Consider the following 14,870-nt stretch of genomic DNA (forward strand, 5'->3'; position numbering starts at 1 on the left):
ACGCAAGCGCTTCCACCCATTCGAAGGAAACCGAAACAATGAAGTTCAGATTGATGCTGCCCGCCGCCGTGCTCGCGGCGCTGTCGCCGGCCGGGCAGGCACAAACACAGGAACGCAGTGTCGACGGCACCGGCGCCACGCTCGCACCGATTCGCGTCGACGCGCGGAGGGCGCCCGCCCTGACGCAACCGCTCGACACGGGCAGCCATCTCGGGCTGTCGCCGCTCGAAACGCCCGCGAGCGTCGAGCAGATCAACCGCGCGACACTCGACACGCGCGGCGACAGTTCGATCATCGACGCCGTGAGCCGCGCCGCCGGCATCAGCGCGTCGCCACATCCCGGCAACGGCAACTCGGAGCTCGCCGCGCGCGGCTTCGTCGGCGCGTCGTCAGTCACGCAGCTCTACGACGGCGTGCGCCCGTACGGCGCGATCGGCGTCACGTTCCCGTTCGACACGTGGTCGGTCGACCATATCGACGTGCTGCGCGGCCCCGCTTCGGTGATCTACGGCGAAGGCGCGATCGGCGGCGTGGTCAACATCGTGCCGAAGAAGCCGACGCGCACGCCGATCCGCAACGAACTGCAAGTCGGCGGCGGCACCGAAGGCACGGCACGCGCCGCGTTCGGCAGCGGCGGCGCGATCAACGACAAGCTGTCGTACCGCTTCGACATCAGCGGCAACCGCGCGTCGAACTGGGTCGATCGCGGCGATTCGCGCAACCTGTCGGTGTCCGGCGCGCTACGCTACGACGTGACGCCCGACCTGTACGTGACGGCGTCGTATGCGCAGGGCTTCATGCATCCGATGCAGTATTTCGGCGTGCCGCTCGTCAACGGTGCGCGTGACCGCGCGCTCGACAAGAAGAACTACAACGTCGGCGACGCCGACATCGCATTCCGCGACAGCTGGGCCACCGTCTCGGCGAACTGGCAGCCGAGCGACAGCCTGAACGTGACGAGCACACTGTACCGGATGAAGAGCAACCGTCACTGGAAGGATGTGGAGTACTACATGTACCTGCCGTCGAGCGCGCAGGTACGCCGCAGCAGCTACACCGAGATCTTTCACGACCAGGAGCAATACGGCAACGTGACGACGGCCACCGTCGGCGGCGCGCTGCTCGGCATGCGCAACACGTTTTCGGCGGGCGTCGAGTTCAACCACACGACGTTCCAGCACGACAACAATTCGCCGTATGCGGGCACGTCTACGGTCGATCCGTTCAACTTCGATCCGGGCAGTTTCATCAACACGGCCGGCACGTTCCCGAAGTATCGCAGCCAGTCGAACCAGTACGCGCTGTTCGCCGAGAACCGGCTGGAGATCACGCCGCGCTGGTCGGTGATCGGCGGGCTGCGCTACGACCATGCGAGCGTGAACCGCGACGATCTCGTGAACGGCGGCGCATTCACGAAGGTGTTCGCGAACACCGGCTGGCGCATCGGCACCGTGTACGACGTGCGGCCCGGCCTCGCCGTGTACGGCCAGTATTCGGTCGCGGCCGATCCGGTCAGCTCGCTGCTGTCGCTCAATGCGTCGAAGGCGAACTTCACGCTCGCGACCGGCCGGCAGATCGAGATCGGCGTGAAGCAGTCGTTCCTCGACGGCAAGGCCGAATGGACGCTCGCCGCGTACCGGATCGTGAAGAGCAACCTGCTGACGGCCGACCCGGTGAACCCGAACCAGTCGATCCAGGTCGGCCAGCAGTCGTCGCGCGGGCTCGAGGCGACGGTCGGCGCGGAGATCGCGAAGGACTGGCGCGTCGATGCAAACGTGTCGATCCTGCGCGCGAAATACGACGATTTCCAGCAGTCGTCCGGCGGCACGACCGTGTCGCGCGCGGGCAACGTGCCGGTGTCGGTGCCGCAGCGGCTCGCGAACCTGTGGGTGAGCTGGCGCTTCGCGCCGGACTGGACCGGCATCGCGGGCGTCAAGTACGTCGGCAAGCGATTCGCCGATACCGCGAACCAGCTCGTGATGCCGTCGTACACGACCGTCGACCTCGGCCTCGCGTGGAAGCCGCGCAAGGACACGACGATCACCGCCCGCGCGTACAACGTGTTCAATCGCCGCTACGTGCAGTCCGCGTACTACAACGAGACGCAGTATCTGCTCGGCAACGACCGGCGCGTCGAGGTGCTGGCGAACTACCGGTTCTGAGCGCGCAGGCCGCCGCTCAACGTGCCAGGCGGCACGGGCGCGGCGGCATGCCGGTCAGCCTTCGGCATCGCCGGCGCGCGTCGATGCATCATGCACGCGTGCCCGCCGCGCGCCCCGCCATCCACTTCCGGTAGCGTCGCGTCTGGCACTGCGCGGTCAGTTGCTGGCCCACCAACGCGCGCAACGGCGACACCTGCGGGTGCGTGCGGCGCCCTTCGCTCAACCGCGCGAGCTGGAACTTGACGACAGCCATGTTCGCCAGCGCGCCCAGCGCCTTGTTCTTCCAGCGGATCGGCTGCAGCACCGGCGCGCTGTCCTTGCCGGCGCGCCAGTCGCGCGGCAGGTTCGGGTCGATCGACAGCGCGGTCGCGATGCCGACCATCGCCACGCCGCTGTTCACCACCTGCTCGGCCACAGCACGACGCCGGATGCCGCCCGTGACCATCAGCGGCATCCGCGCGACGGCGGTGATGTCGCGCGCGAATTCGAGGAAATACGCTTCGCGCGCCAGCGTGCGGCCATCGCGCGCCTCACCCTGCATCGCCGGCACTTCATAGCTGCCGCCCGACAGTTCGACCAGATCGACACCGAGCGGATTCAGCAGTTCGACCACGCGCTTCGCGTCGTCCGCGCTGAAACCGCCGCGCTGGAAATCGGCCGAGTTCAGCTTCACCGCGACGACGAATGCCGGCGACACCGCCGCGCGCACCGCCTTCACGATATCGAGCAGCAGGCGCGCGCGATTCTCGATGCTGCCGCCCCATTGATCCTGCCGGCGGTTCGTCAGCGGCGACAGGAACTGGCTCAGCAGATAGCCGTGCGCCGCGTGCACCTGCACGCCGGTGAAGCCGCTTTGCTCCGCGAGCTGCGCGGCGCGCACGAAGCGCTGCTGCACGTCGGCGATATCGGCGGCCGTCATCTCCTTCGGCACCGGGAACTGCTTCGACAGCGCACCGAGCGCGAGCGGCACTGCCGACGGCGCGAGCGTCGTCTGGCCGAGCGCCGCCTGCATCTGGCGCCCCGGGTGATTGATCTGCATCCACACGTGCGCGCCGTTCGAGCGCGCGATCTGCGCCCAGCGGCGGAAACGGTCGAGATGCGCGTCGCTTTCGAGTACGACGCCGTTCGGCCCCGTCATCGCTCGGCCGTCCACCATCACGTTGCCGGTCAGGATCAGCCCGGCCTGGCCGTCGGCCCACGCCTGGTACAGGCGCAGCAACGCGTCGGACGGCGCGTGATCCGCATCGGCCATGTTTTCTTCCATCGCGGCCTTGGCCAGACGGTTCGGAATTACCGCCCCGTTGGGCAGTGTGAGGGGCGCAAACAGATTCATGGTGGGACATCCTTGATTGACGATGGCCCACGATAACTTTAAAGTCAACTTTAAGGTCAAGCCCTTTTTGGAGCCCATCATGAAAATCGGCGAACTGGCGAAGGCGAGCGGCCTCGCGGCGTCGCGCATCCGCTTCTACGAAGCGAGCGGCCTGCTCGAACCGGCCCGCCGGCAGGCGAACGGCTATCGGGAATACGGGCCGGAAGCATTGACGCGGCTTGCGATCATCGACCGCGCGCAGTGCGCGGGCTTCTCGCTCGACGAGATCCGCGCGGTGCTGCCGCCCGATCTCGGCGCATGGCCGCACGACGAACTGCTGGCCGCGCTGCGGCACAAGGTCGACGAAATTGCGCTGCTCGAACGGCGTCTCGCGCAGAACCGGCAGCATCTGGAAACACTGATCGACGAGATCGAGAACAAGCCGGCGGGCGAGGATTGCGCGGGCGCCGCGCAGCGAATGCTCGACCGGCTGTGCGAGCAGGCCGCCGAGCCGCTGGAGGCGACGCCCGTCGTGCGGCCGGCGCGCAAGCGGGCGTGATGGAGTGTGCTGCGGGAGGGTGATGCGTGATTGTGATGCGCCGTCCATCGATCGATGCGCGCCGCGGCCGGAAGCAACACGCGGTACGGTTATACGGATTTGCTTACGTCGCAGGTAATCGACGCGCGCCGCCCGCGCCGCGATCATGGCGCCATCGACTCTCGAACCGCATCACGCCAAGGAGCCCGCCATGACCGCCTACGCCATCGCCCACCTGCATGACGTCGAAATGTGCGACGACATCGTCGAATACCTCGAACGGATCGACGGCACGCTCGCGCCGTACGACGGCCATTTCGTGATTCACGGCGCACGGCCGGAGGTACGCGAAGGCGTGTGGCGCGGCGACCTGATCGCGATCGCGTTTCCGGATCTCGACACGGCGCGCGCGTGGTACGACTCGCCTGCGTACCGGCAGATCCAGCCGCTGCGTGAACGGCACGCGAGCGGCCCGTTGATCCTGATCGACGGCGTCGACGAGCGACACAAGGCAACCGACATTCTGCGTTGATCGCCGCCGCCCTGACTTATTTCGCGTTGCGCTCCATCGGCTCGCCGACGACGAACCCGCCGCCCTGGAACCGCTGCGCGGGATCGTCGTATTCGGCGGTCGGCGCCGTCACCGGGAACAGCCCGGCGAACTGCTCGGAGCTGTCGCGCGGGCGAAAGCCGAGGAAACCGACCTTCGTGTTGTCCCACCACTTCACCGGGTTGTCCGACGTGCCGTAGACGATCGCGTGGCCGACGCGGTTCGTCAGCAGCGAGCAGCGCACGAGCTCGATGAAATCGCGATAGCTGAGGAACGTGACGAGCATGCGCGGGTTCTTCGGCACCTCGAACGACGAGCCGATCCGCAGGCATACGGTTTCGATCCCGAAGCGGTCGAAGTAATAGCGCGACAGCGATTCGCCGAAGCACTTCGTCACGCCGTACAGGCTGTCGGGGCGCAGCGGCGCATCGGCGTCGAGCACCTCGGTGACCGGATGGAAACCGATCGCATGGTTCGAGCTCGCGAACACGACGCGCTTCACGCCGTGCTTGCGCGCGGCTTCGTACAGGTTGTACGTGCCGGTGATGTTCGCGCCGACCAGATCGTCGAACGGCGCATCGACCGAAATGCCGCCGAGGTGAACGATCGCGTCCACGCCGTCGACGAGCTGCATCACGGCCGGTCGGTCGGCCAGGTCGACCACGCGGAGTTCTTCATGCGCGGCCGCGTCGCCGAGCGCCGCGATGTCGCTGACGCGCACGACGTCGGCCCAGTCGGCGAGCGCGCCGCGCAACTGGCGGCCGAGGTTGCCGGCCGCGCCCGTCAGCAGCAGGCGGCCGAACGGTTTGCGCGCGGCGGTGGATGAGGCGTTCATCGAATCTCCTTGATCTGACCTAAAGCGGAAAACGTTTTCCAACTATACGCGTGCGCGGCGTCGAGCGTCAATGGTCGAATCTGCTCGCAGCCATCCGCACTTTCCCGATATCGACGGGTGGCTGCACGCCGGCTTTTTCTGCCACAATCCGGCGTTATCGAACGAAAACGTTACCCTTCCGATGAAAAAAGTTTCCTCGACGATCCGCGACGTGGCCGCGGAAGCCGGCGTGTCGGTCGCGACGGTATCGAAGTACGTGAACGGCACGCAACGCTTCTCGCCGACCGTCGAGGCACGGCTCAAGGAGGCCATCGAGCGGCTCGGCTATCGATCGAATCCGCTTGCGCGCTCGATGATCACCGGCCGCACGCGCACCATCGGCCTCGTGATCCTCGACATCAGCAACCCGCACTTCACGAACGTCGTGAAAGGCGCGAACCGCGTCGCGCTGCAGCACGACTACACGCTGCTGCTCGTCGATACCGAGGAGAGCCAGGCGCGCGAACGCTCGCTGATCGAGGCGCTCGCGCAGCGCGTCGACGGGCTGATCGTCAGCACGCGGATGCCCGACGAGGAAGCCGGCTGGATGCTCGACCTCAACAAGCCGCTCGTGCTGCTGCGTCGCAGCCCCGGCCTGCCGATTCCGAGCGTCGGTATCGACAACCGGCTGTCGACCTACATGCTCGCGCGCCACCTGCTCAACCTCGGCCATACGCGCATCGCGTATCTCGGCTTCGGCACCGCGCGCGTGAACGACGAACGAATCCAGGGCGCGCGCGACTGCCTCGCCGAAGCGGGGCTCACGCTCGACGTGCATGACGCGCACGCGCCGACCGCCGAGGCCGGCGAGCGTGCGTGTTCGCGCGTGATGCTCGGGCCGCAGCGCCCGCAGGCCGTGATCTGCTACAACGACCTGATCGCGCTCGGCTTCATGAAGGAAGCCGCGTCGCTCGGCTTCCGCCTGCCGCAGGACGTGTCCGTCGCCGGCATCGACAACGTGCCGTACGGCGCATACGCGGCGCCCGCGCTGACGACCGTCGACATCCAGAGCGAGAACATGGGCGAACTCGCGATGCAGAAGCTGATCGATGCGCTCGCCGGGCGCACCGACGCGAGCTATTCGACGTTCGAACCGCGGCTGATCATGCGCGCGTCGACCGCATCGGCCGGCTGACGCGGTCGCGACGCGTCACGTCCCCAAACGCAAAAACGCCGCCCGAGGGCGGCGTTGTCGCTTGCCGATACGCGATCACGCATCGAGTTTCGCGGGCTTCATCTTCGGCGTGAGCACGTGCATCACCGCCAGCGCGATCAGGTAGGCCGACGCGCCGATCGCGAACAGCACCCAGTAGTGGCCGGTGCGCTGCAGCACCTGGCCGATCACTTCCGAGAACAGCACGCCGCCGATCGAGCCGGCCATCCCGCCGATACCGACCACCGATGCGACCGCGCGGCGCGGGAACAGGTCGGACGCCGTCGTGAACAGGTTCGCCGACCAGCCCTGGTGCGCGGCGGCGGCGAGGCCGACGATCAGCACCGCGATCCACAGGCTCTGCACCTGCGATACGAACGCGATCGGCAGCACGCAACATGCGCAGATCAGCATCGCCGTCTTGCGCGCCCGGTTCACGCTCCAGCCCGCACGCAGCAGCATCGACGACAGCCAGCCGCCGCCGATACTGCCGACCGTCGTCAGCGCATAGATGCAGACGAGCGGCAAACCGATGTGCTGCATGTCCATCCCGCGCGATTCGTTGAGCCACTTCGGCAGCCAGAACAGGTAGAACCACCACACCGGATCGGTCAGGAACTTGCCGATCAGGAAGGCCCACGTCTCGCGCTTGCGGATCAGTTCGCCCCAGCGCGGCGCGCCGGCGTTCGCGTTCGCCGCGTCGAGCGCTTCGGCTTCGTCGCGCGGTTCGTCGTATTCCGCGGCGAGCGCACGCGTGTCGGCCGTGCGATACATCACCAGCCACACCGCGAGCCACACGATGCCGATCGCTCCGATGATCACGAACGCCGCGCGCCAGCCGTAGGCCACCGCGATCGCCGGGATGATCGCCGGCGCGAACACCGCGCCGATGTTCGCGCCCGAGTTGAAGATGCCGGTGGCGAGCGCGCGTTCGCGGCGCGGAAACCATTCGGCCGTCGTCTTGATCGCGGCCGGGAAGTTGCCGCCCTCGCCGATCCCGAGCAGCGCACGCACGAACGCGAAGCCCGTCACCGAGCCGACCGCCGCGTGCAGCATCGCGGCGATGCTCCACACCAGCATCGCCACCGCGTACGACACGCGCGTGCCGAGCCAGTCGACGATGCGCCCGAAGCCGAGCAGACCCAGCGCATAGAACGCCGAAAACGCCATCACGATGCGGCCGTACTGCACCTGGCTCCAGCCGATGTCGTGCTGGAGCATCGGCGCGAGCAGGCCGAGGATCTGCCGATCCATGTAGTTGATCACGGTCGCGAAGAACAGCAGCGCACAGACGGTCCAGCGGTAGCGGCTGGCGGCCGCGCGCACGGCGCCGACGACGGCAGATTGCATGAATGTCTCCGATGCGCGGTCGCGCCCGTCGCGCCGCGCGGTATTCGTTGACCGGCGACCGGCGCCGGGGCGAACGGCCCATGTGCTGACGCACCGGCCCTTTTCGCCAACCCATCTGGAAAACGTTTTTTAAAGAATAGGGCGTCTGCCGGTACCGTGTCAGTCGGGGATTTCGATGAGTCATCTCAAATTGATCGCGGTAAAAGAGACGACTGTTTCGCAGAGTGGTATTAACCGTTTTTCCCCTGATTTTCCCGCTGCGGCGCGGCTGGCGCGCGGCGGCCGACACACATGTCCGATTCCAGCCAGAATCGACCGCAGGGATGGTTTACAGTCGTCCCATGCGCCTCGATCCCGACACCTGCTACGACGCCCTGCTTTCGCGGAACCGCCGCTTCGACGGCTGGTTCTTCGTCGGCGTCGCGACGACCGGGGTGTACTGCCGCCCCGTCTGCCCGGTGAAGCCGCCGAAAGCGCAAAACTGCAGCTACTACCCGACCGCCGCGGCCGCCGAGAAAGCCGGCTTCCGGCCCTGCATGCGCTGCCGCCCCGAACTCGCGCCCGGCCACGGGCTGCTCGACCTGTCCGGCAATCTCGCCGACGCGGCCGCGACGCTGATCGACGACGGTTTCCTGAATGCGCATTCCGTCGCCGCGCTCGCACGGCGCGTCGGCGTGACCGAACGCCATTTGCGCCGCATCTTCAGCGCGCAGTTCGGCGTGTCGCCGGTCGAGTTCGCGCAGACGCAGCGGCTGCTGATGGCCAAGCGGCTGCTGACCGATACCGCGCTGCCGGTGGCCGTCGTCGCATCGACGGCCGGGTTCGGCAGCGTACGGCGCTTCAACGACCTGTTCCGCCAGCGCTACGGACTCAATCCGCTACGGCTGCGCAAAGGGGCCGGCGCGTCGACCGACGGCGACATGACCTTCCCACTGCCGTACCGGCCGCCGTTCGCGTGGGCCGACCTGATGCGTTTTCTCGCGCAGCGGCAGATCGACGGCGTCGAGCGGATCGACGCGCGCGGTTATGCACGCATTGTCGAATTGCCGAATCGACACGACGGCGACCGCGTGGCCGGCTGGCTGTCCGTCGCGCACGTGCCGCAGCGCTTCGCGCTGGCCGTCACCGTGTCGCCCGCGCTGACGCCGGTCGTGCCGGCCGTGCTCGCACGCGTGCGCCGGCTGTTCGATCTCGACAGCCGCCCCGACGTGATCGACGCGCATCTCGGCGATCTCGCGAGCGGCTCGCCGGGGCTGCGCGTGCCCGGCGCGTTCGACGGTCTGGAGATTGCGATCCGCGCGATCGCGGGCGAGCAGCTTGCGGCGGCGCAGGCCGATACGCCGTTGCTCGCACGGATCGCGGAGCGCTTCGGTCACTCGGTCGACGGTGCGCCGCCCGGCCTCACGCACGCCCTGCCCTGCGCCGCGACACTGGCCGCGCTGCCGCCTTCGACCCTCGAAACGATCGGCATCGAGCGCGACATGGCGCATGCGATCGTGTCGCTCGCCCGTGCCGTCGACGACGGCACGCTCGCGCTCGAACCGATGGCGCCGCTCGATGCGACGCTCGCCGCGCTGCGCGCGCTGCCCGGCTTCGACGAACGCGCGGTGCAGTACGTCGCGATGCGTGCGATGGCCTGGCCGAACGCGTTCCCCGCCGACGACGCGTTGCTGCCCGCCCGCGCCGAGCGCACCGACCGCACGCGCGTGCCATCAGCAGCGCCCCATGCGGCACGTTGGGCGCCGTGGCGCGCGTATGCCGCACTGCATGTGTGGCGCCTTCATGGAGATGGATTGCGATGACTCCCGCTCACCTGATTCCGAGCCCGCTGGGCGACATCGCCGTGCGCATCGAGGATGATGCGCTGACCGGCCTGTACTTCGTCGGCCAGAAATACTTCCCGTCGCTTGCGATCCTGAACGACGCGCACACGCTCGCCATGTCGCCGATCGCCCGCCGGGTCGCGGAAGAAATCACCGAGTACTTCACCGGCGCGCGCGACACGTTCTCGGTGCCGATCCACCTGCGCGGCACCGCGTTTCAGCGACGCGTATGGCAGGAACTGCTTGCGATTCCGTTCGGCGAACTCGTGTCGTATGGCGACATCACCGAACGCGTCGGGCTGCCGATGAGCGGCGCACGCGCCGTGGGCGGTGCGGTCGGCCGCAATCCGGTATCGATCATCGTGCCGTGCCATCGCGTGGTCGGCGCATCGGGCAGCCTGACCGGCTATGCGGGCGGCATCGATCGCAAACGTGCGCTGCTGTCGCTCGAAGGCGCAGAACTTTCACGCGGCGCGCATCACCCGATGCAGCAGGCGCTCGCGTTCTGATCGACGGAGCGCGTCACGCGGGCAGCACCGGCCGGCGCGCTTCACGCTTCGCATACGCGCCGGGCGTCATGCGGAATTTCGCCTGGAACAACGCGATGAACGACGACGTCGAGTCGTAACCCAGTTGCGCGGCCACCGTGCCGATCGGCTGGCCTGCATCGAGCAGCGGCAGCGACGCGAGCAGCCGCACGGCCTGCCGCCATTCGGTGAACGACAGCCCCGTGTCCTGCCGGAACAGCCGCGACAGCGTGCGCCGCGTCGCGCCGACCTGATGGCCCCATTCGTCGAGACTGCGCGTGTCGCCCGGCGCCGCATGCAACGCACGCGCGATTTTCAGCAGGCGCGGATCGCGCGGCAGCGGCACCGTGAGCGGCGCCGGCTGCATGCGTGCGATCCGGTCCGCAATCAGGCACACGAGCGCACCGTCGGGCCCCGCCTCGTCGTAATTCACCGGCAACTCGCCGGTCGCGATCACCAGCTCACGCAGCAGCGGCGTCATGCAGAGGATCGTGCAATCGTCGTTCACGTCGCTGCGCGCAATGGCTGCGTCGAGATACAGGCTGTGGAACGCGACGCAATCGCGCGTCGACACCGCGTGCGGCACGTGCGGCGGAATCCACATCGCATAGTGCGGCGGCAGCAGTTGCCGGCCCGACGGCGTCGACACCTCGAGCACGCCGCTCGTCGCATACATCAACTGCGCCCACGGATGACTGTGCGCGTCGACGCTCACGTTGCCGGGAATGCCGAACGCGCGCACGTACAGCGGCCTCGGCAGGCGCGTCATCGGCGGCACCGCGTAAGGGTCGCCGGGTTGTCCCGCCAGCAACATAAGACGTCCTCCGAAGGTCATTGCACGAACGCACGCGATGCTACCGTGGCGGCTCCTTTTTCACACGGCTTCCGCCCATGAGCGCTCATACCCGCATCACCCGCAAGACCGTCACCGCGATCCGTTCGACCAAAGGCATCGGCAGCCTCGTGTCGCTGACCGCGTACTCCGCGCCGATGGCGAAGCTCGTCGATGAAGTAGCCGACGTGATCATCGTCGGCGACTCCGTCGGCATGGTGCTGTACGGGATGCCCGATACGCTGCGCGTCACGCTCGACATGATGATTGCACATGGGGCAGCCGTCGTGCGCGGCGCCGCACAGGCGTGCGTCGTCGTCGACCTGCCGTTCTCCACGTTCCAGGAATCGCCCCCGCAGGCGTATCGCTCTGCCGCGCGGCTGCTCGCCGAAACCGGCGCGCAGGCCGTGAAGCTCGAAGGCGGCTGCGAGATGACCGACACGATCCGCTTCCTGACCGATCGCGGCATTCCGGTGATGGCGCATGTCGGCCTCATGCCGCAGCAGGCCAACGCGGCGGGCGGTTTCCGCGCGCAGGGCATGGACCCGCGTTCGGCCGCGCAGGTATTCGACGCCGCGTGTGCGGCCGAGCGGGCCGGCGCGTTCAGCGTCGTCATCGAAGGCACCGCCGAAGCGCTCGCGCGCCACCTGACCGAAACGCTGACGATCCCGACGATCGGCATCGGCGCATCGCCCGCGTGCGACGGACAAGTGCTCGTGACCGAGGACATGATCGGCGCGTTCGATGCGTACACGCCGCGCTTCGTGAAGCGCTACGCGGATGCGAACGCGGTGATGCGCGACGCGATCCGACAGTACGCGCACGACGTGCGGCAGCGCGTGTTTCCGGAGCCCGCGCATTGCTTCGGATACGGCAAGCCGCTGCAACTGGCGGACGCGGCCGCCGCTGCGTGATGCAGGACGAACGATGCGGCTAGCTCACGTCATGTGCGCTTGCGCATCGCGTGCGCGACCCGCGCGTTCGCTTCGAATTTCGCGCGATGCGTCGAAAAAAACGTTCGCACGTTGCGGACGTTCGACGCGCCGGTGAACAGCCGCCGCGCGAATTCGTCGTATTCGGCAACGTCGGCCAGATCAGCGATCACGACGAAATCGGGCCCCGGCGACACGCGATAGCACTGCGTGACGGCCGGTTCCGCGCACACGTACGCTTCGAACGCGTCGTAGTCTTCAGCCGTCTGCCGGTCAAGGCTGATCTCGATCAGCGCGGTAACGGCCGTGCCGATCGCGACCGGGTCGAGCACCGCGACCTGCCGGCGGATCACGCCGGCTTCCGTCAGCCGGCGCACGCGACGCATGCAGGTGGGCGGCGACGACAGCGCGCGCTCGGCGAGTTGCAGATTGGACACCGACGCGTCGTCCTGCAGGATCGCGAGGATGCGCAGGTCGAGATCGTCGAGGGTGATGCCGGCCATCGGCCACTCCTTCCGATCAGAGAGTGAAATTTAATTTCAACATGATAGACGATCATCCATCCGTTTCATATTCGTTTGTTTTTTGAAATTTAATTCCATTTCACCGGCCCTACCATCGCTCTCACTGATCCAGACAGGACATTTACGGAGCGCGATATGTGTGGAATTGTCGGGGCGGTTGCCCAGCGGGACATCCTGCCGAACTTGGTCGACGGCCTGAAGCGGCTCGAATACCGCGGCTACGATTCGTGCGGCGTCGTGGTCTACCGCGACCGCGCACTGGCGCGCGCCCGCAGCGTCGATCGTGTCGCGAATCTGCAGCGTGAGATTGCCGACCAAGCGTTGTCCGGTTACACGGGCATCGCGCATACGCGCTGGGCCACGCATGGCGCACCCGTCACGCTCAACGCGCATCCGCACTTCTCGCCGAGCGACGCGAATGCACGCATCGCGCTGTCGCACAACGGGATCATCGAGAACTGCGATCAACTGCGCGCGGAACTGCAGGCGCACGGCTATGTGTTCGCGAGCCAGACCGACAGCGAGGCGATTGCGCACCTGATCGACCACCTGTACGACGGCGACCTGTTCGAGGCGGTTCGGCGTGCGGTCGCGCGACTGCGCGGCAGCTATGCGATCGCGGTGATGTGCCGCGATGAGCCGCACCGGATCGTCGGCGCACGCGACGGGATGCCACTCGTCGTCGGGATCGGCGAAGGCGAAAATTTTCTGGCGTCCGACGCGATTGCGCTGTCGGGCATCACCGATCGCATTGCCTACCTGGAAAACGGCGACGTCGCCGATATTCAACTGCATCGCTACTGGATCGTCGACGCGAACGGCCAGCGCGTCGAGCGCGCGGTGCAACGCGTCGCCGCGCATAGCGGCGCGGCCGATCTCGGATCGTATCGCTACTACATGCAGAAGGAGATCTTCGAGCAGCCGCAGGCCGTGGCCGATACGCTGCTCGACGTTTCGTCGATCATGCCCGAGCTGTTCGGCGACGGCGCGTGGCGCGTGTTCAATGACGTCGATTCGGTGCTGCTGCTCGCGTGCGGCGGCAGCTATCACGCGGCGCTGACCGCGAAGTACTGGATTGAAAGTATTGCGAAGCTGCCGGCCAGCGTCGAGATTGCCAGCGAGTTTCGTTATCGCGACAGTGTGCCGAATCCGCGCACGCTGGTGGTTGCGGTGTCGCAGAGCGGCGAGACGGCCGACGTGCTCGGCGCCGTGCATGTCGCGAAACGCAGCGGGATGATGCACACGCTTGCGATCTGCAACGTCGCGACGAGTGCGCTGATGCGCGAATGTGCGCTGCAGTTCGTGACGCGTGCGGGGGTGGAGATCGGTGTGGCTTCGACGAAGGCGTTTACGACGCAACTCGTTGCGCTGTTCCTGCTGACGTTGTCACTGGCGCAGGTGCGCGGGCGGTTGAGTGACGACGAGGAGAAGGAACATCTGCGGGCGCTGCGGCATCTGCCCGATGCGATGTCGAAAGTGCTCGCGCTGGAACCGCAGATCATGGCGTGGTCGGAGTTGCTCGCGAGGCGCGACAACATGCTGTTTCTCGGACGCGGGATGCATTATCCGATCGCATTGGAAGGCGCGCTGAAGATGAAGGAGATTTCCTATATTCACGCGGAGGCTTATCCGGCGGGGGAACTGAAGCATGGGCCGCTGGCGCTCGTCAGCAATGAAATGCCGGTGATCGCGGTTGCGCCGAATGACATGTTGCTCGAGAAGCTCAGGTCGAACATGCATGAGGTCAGTGCGCGGAACGGGCGGCTTTTTGTGTTTGCGGATGTGGACTGTGGGATCGTGCCGAGTGACGGGATCGAGGTGATTCGGCTTAACGAGTACTACGGGCCGTTGTCGCCGATCTTGCATACTGTGCCAATGCAGTTGCTGGCGTATCACGCGGCGCTCGCAAGGGGGACGGATATTGATAAGCCTAGGAATCTGGCTAAGTCGGTGACGGTGGAGTGAGGGGAGCACCCCTACCCTTTCGAATGAATCCTTTCGCAGTTGCCCCTGGGCCTCGGCCCCGATCTCTCACCTCGCTTTTCCCGCGCCTTGAGCCTCTTCGCTCCTCTCCGTCGCTCATCGCTGGCCGAGCAGCTTCGCCTCCCTCGCCAGCGCTCCTGCCCCGCCTTCGCCTAGTACAAGCTGGCGCCGACACCAATCTCAACGTCGAGCACCGCTTCGCACTTCGGCACAGGGACCCTACCTCGTGCGCCAGCGAACTTATCGTGTATATGGAAAGCAAAACTGGAGACGATGTAATATTGAACGCGTTCCGGCACGCGCACGCTGA

13 protein-coding genes are annotated in these 14,870 nt (G+C 66.7%); 8 read left to right on the top strand and 5 right to left on the bottom strand.

Annotation, left to right across the window (positions count from 1 at the left end):
• Positions 1 to 38: 38 nt before the first annotated feature.
• Positions 39 to 2,162 (top strand): TonB-dependent receptor, encoded by a 2,124-nt coding sequence (locus BLS50_RS23420; RefSeq protein ID WP_074804393.1) that lies wholly within the window; start codon positions 39 to 41, stop codon positions 2,160 to 2,162.
• 88 nt (positions 2,163 to 2,250) lie between these two features.
• Here the strand turns inward: BLS50_RS23420 and BLS50_RS23425 are convergent, their stop codons facing one another.
• Positions 2,251 to 3,495, bottom strand: coding sequence for an NADH:flavin oxidoreductase/NADH oxidase family protein (locus tag BLS50_RS23425; RefSeq protein WP_074804395.1), 1,245 nt, complete (start codon positions 3,493 to 3,495; stop codon positions 2,251 to 2,253).
• A gap of 79 nt (positions 3,496 to 3,574) precedes the next feature.
• Between BLS50_RS23425 and BLS50_RS23430 the strand changes: the two genes are divergently transcribed.
• Both BLS50_RS23430 and BLS50_RS23435 read left to right on the top strand, forming a co-directional pair.
• Positions 3,575 to 4,033 (top strand): MerR family transcriptional regulator, encoded by a 459-nt coding sequence (locus BLS50_RS23430; RefSeq protein WP_012338788.1) that lies wholly within the window; start codon positions 3,575 to 3,577, stop codon positions 4,031 to 4,033.
• Between the two features lie 190 nt (positions 4,034 to 4,223).
• Entirely contained in the window at positions 4,224 to 4,544 is a 321-nt protein-coding gene (locus BLS50_RS23435) for a DUF1330 domain-containing protein (protein WP_074804397.1), read from the top strand.
• A 16-nt stretch (positions 4,545 to 4,560) separates the two neighbouring features.
• On the opposite strand, the gene BLS50_RS23440 is transcribed toward BLS50_RS23435, so the two are convergent.
• A complete protein-coding gene (locus tag BLS50_RS23440; RefSeq protein ID WP_074804399.1) occupies positions 4,561 to 5,397 on the bottom strand; it encodes an NAD-dependent epimerase/dehydratase family protein in 837 nt (278 codons plus the stop codon).
• A gap of 70 nt (positions 5,398 to 5,467) precedes the next feature.
• Here BLS50_RS23440 and BLS50_RS23445 point away from each other — a divergent pair, with 70 nt between their 5' ends.
• Entirely contained in the window at positions 5,468 to 6,571 is a 1,104-nt protein-coding gene (locus BLS50_RS23445; protein ID WP_006479817.1) for a LacI family DNA-binding transcriptional regulator, read from the top strand.
• A 75-nt stretch (positions 6,572 to 6,646) separates the two neighbouring features.
• Here BLS50_RS23445 and BLS50_RS23450 read toward each other — a convergent pair whose 3' ends face one another.
• A complete protein-coding gene (locus tag BLS50_RS23450) occupies positions 6,647 to 7,939 on the bottom strand; it encodes an MFS transporter (protein WP_006479818.1) in 1,293 nt (430 codons plus the stop codon).
• Positions 7,940 to 8,262: 323 nt separating this feature from the next.
• Here BLS50_RS23450 and BLS50_RS23455 point away from each other — a divergent pair, with 323 nt between their 5' ends.
• The gene (locus tag BLS50_RS23455; protein ID WP_074804401.1) at positions 8,263 to 9,741 is read left to right on the top strand and encodes a DNA-3-methyladenine glycosylase 2 family protein; all 1,479 of its coding nucleotides are present in this window, start codon (positions 8,263 to 8,265) and stop codon (positions 9,739 to 9,741) included.
• Complete coding sequence (locus BLS50_RS23460; RefSeq protein WP_074804403.1) at positions 9,738 to 10,271, top strand: methylated-DNA--[protein]-cysteine S-methyltransferase; 534 nt, start codon at positions 9,738 to 9,740, stop codon at positions 10,269 to 10,271. Before BLS50_RS23455 ends, BLS50_RS23460 begins: the two co-directional genes overlap by 4 nt.
• Before the next feature lie 13 nt (positions 10,272 to 10,284).
• Here the strand turns inward: BLS50_RS23460 and BLS50_RS23465 are convergent, their stop codons facing one another.
• Positions 10,285 to 11,103, bottom strand: coding sequence for an AraC family transcriptional regulator (locus tag BLS50_RS23465; RefSeq protein WP_074804405.1), 819 nt, complete (start codon positions 11,101 to 11,103; stop codon positions 10,285 to 10,287).
• A 77-nt stretch (positions 11,104 to 11,180) separates the two neighbouring features.
• Between BLS50_RS23465 and panB the strand changes: the two genes are divergently transcribed.
• A complete protein-coding gene (gene panB / locus BLS50_RS23470; protein ID WP_074804407.1) occupies positions 11,181 to 12,035 on the top strand; it encodes a 3-methyl-2-oxobutanoate hydroxymethyltransferase in 855 nt (284 codons plus the stop codon).
• Between the two features lie 29 nt (positions 12,036 to 12,064).
• Here panB and BLS50_RS23475 read toward each other — a convergent pair whose 3' ends face one another.
• Entirely contained in the window at positions 12,065 to 12,556 is a 492-nt protein-coding gene (locus tag BLS50_RS23475) for an Lrp/AsnC family transcriptional regulator (RefSeq protein WP_006479823.1), read from the bottom strand.
• A 156-nt stretch (positions 12,557 to 12,712) separates the two neighbouring features.
• Here BLS50_RS23475 and glmS point away from each other — a divergent pair, with 156 nt between their 5' ends.
• The gene (gene glmS, locus BLS50_RS23480) at positions 12,713 to 14,542 is read left to right on the top strand and encodes a glutamine--fructose-6-phosphate transaminase (isomerizing) (protein ID WP_074804409.1); all 1,830 of its coding nucleotides are present in this window, start codon (positions 12,713 to 12,715) and stop codon (positions 14,540 to 14,542) included.
• The last annotated feature ends 328 nt before the right edge of the window (positions 14,543 to 14,870 follow it).

It is taken from the genome of Burkholderia orbicola, assembly GCF_900100915.1.
In the GTDB taxonomy this organism is placed as follows: domain Bacteria; phylum Pseudomonadota; class Gammaproteobacteria; order Burkholderiales; family Burkholderiaceae; genus Burkholderia; species Burkholderia orbicola.

Coding starts and splice junctions, on each gene's coding strand:
- BLS50_RS23420 (WP_074804393.1), top strand. CDS start 39: ATGAAGTTCAGATTGATGCTGCCCGCCGCCGTGCTCGCGGCGCTGTCG.
- BLS50_RS23425 (WP_074804395.1), bottom strand. CDS start 3,495: ATGAATCTGTTTGCGCCCCTCACACTGCCCAACGGGGCGGTAATTCCG.
- BLS50_RS23430 (WP_012338788.1), top strand. CDS start 3,575: ATGAAAATCGGCGAACTGGCGAAGGCGAGCGGCCTCGCGGCGTCGCGC.
- BLS50_RS23435 (WP_074804397.1), top strand. CDS start 4,224: ATGACCGCCTACGCCATCGCCCACCTGCATGACGTCGAAATGTGCGAC.
- BLS50_RS23440 (WP_074804399.1), bottom strand. CDS start 5,397: ATGAACGCCTCATCCACCGCCGCGCGCAAACCGTTCGGCCGCCTGCTG.
- BLS50_RS23445 (WP_006479817.1), top strand. CDS start 5,468: ATGGTCGAATCTGCTCGCAGCCATCCGCACTTTCCCGATATCGACGGG.
- BLS50_RS23450 (WP_006479818.1), bottom strand. CDS start 7,939: ATGCAATCTGCCGTCGTCGGCGCCGTGCGCGCGGCCGCCAGCCGCTAC.
- BLS50_RS23455 (WP_074804401.1), top strand. CDS start 8,263: ATGGTTTACAGTCGTCCCATGCGCCTCGATCCCGACACCTGCTACGAC.
- BLS50_RS23460 (WP_074804403.1), top strand. CDS start 9,738: ATGACTCCCGCTCACCTGATTCCGAGCCCGCTGGGCGACATCGCCGTG.
- BLS50_RS23465 (WP_074804405.1), bottom strand. CDS start 11,103: ATGTTGCTGGCGGGACAACCCGGCGACCCTTACGCGGTGCCGCCGATG.
- panB (WP_074804407.1), top strand. CDS start 11,181: ATGAGCGCTCATACCCGCATCACCCGCAAGACCGTCACCGCGATCCGT.
- BLS50_RS23475 (WP_006479823.1), bottom strand. CDS start 12,556: ATGGCCGGCATCACCCTCGACGATCTCGACCTGCGCATCCTCGCGATC.
- glmS (WP_074804409.1), top strand. CDS start 12,713: ATGTGTGGAATTGTCGGGGCGGTTGCCCAGCGGGACATCCTGCCGAAC.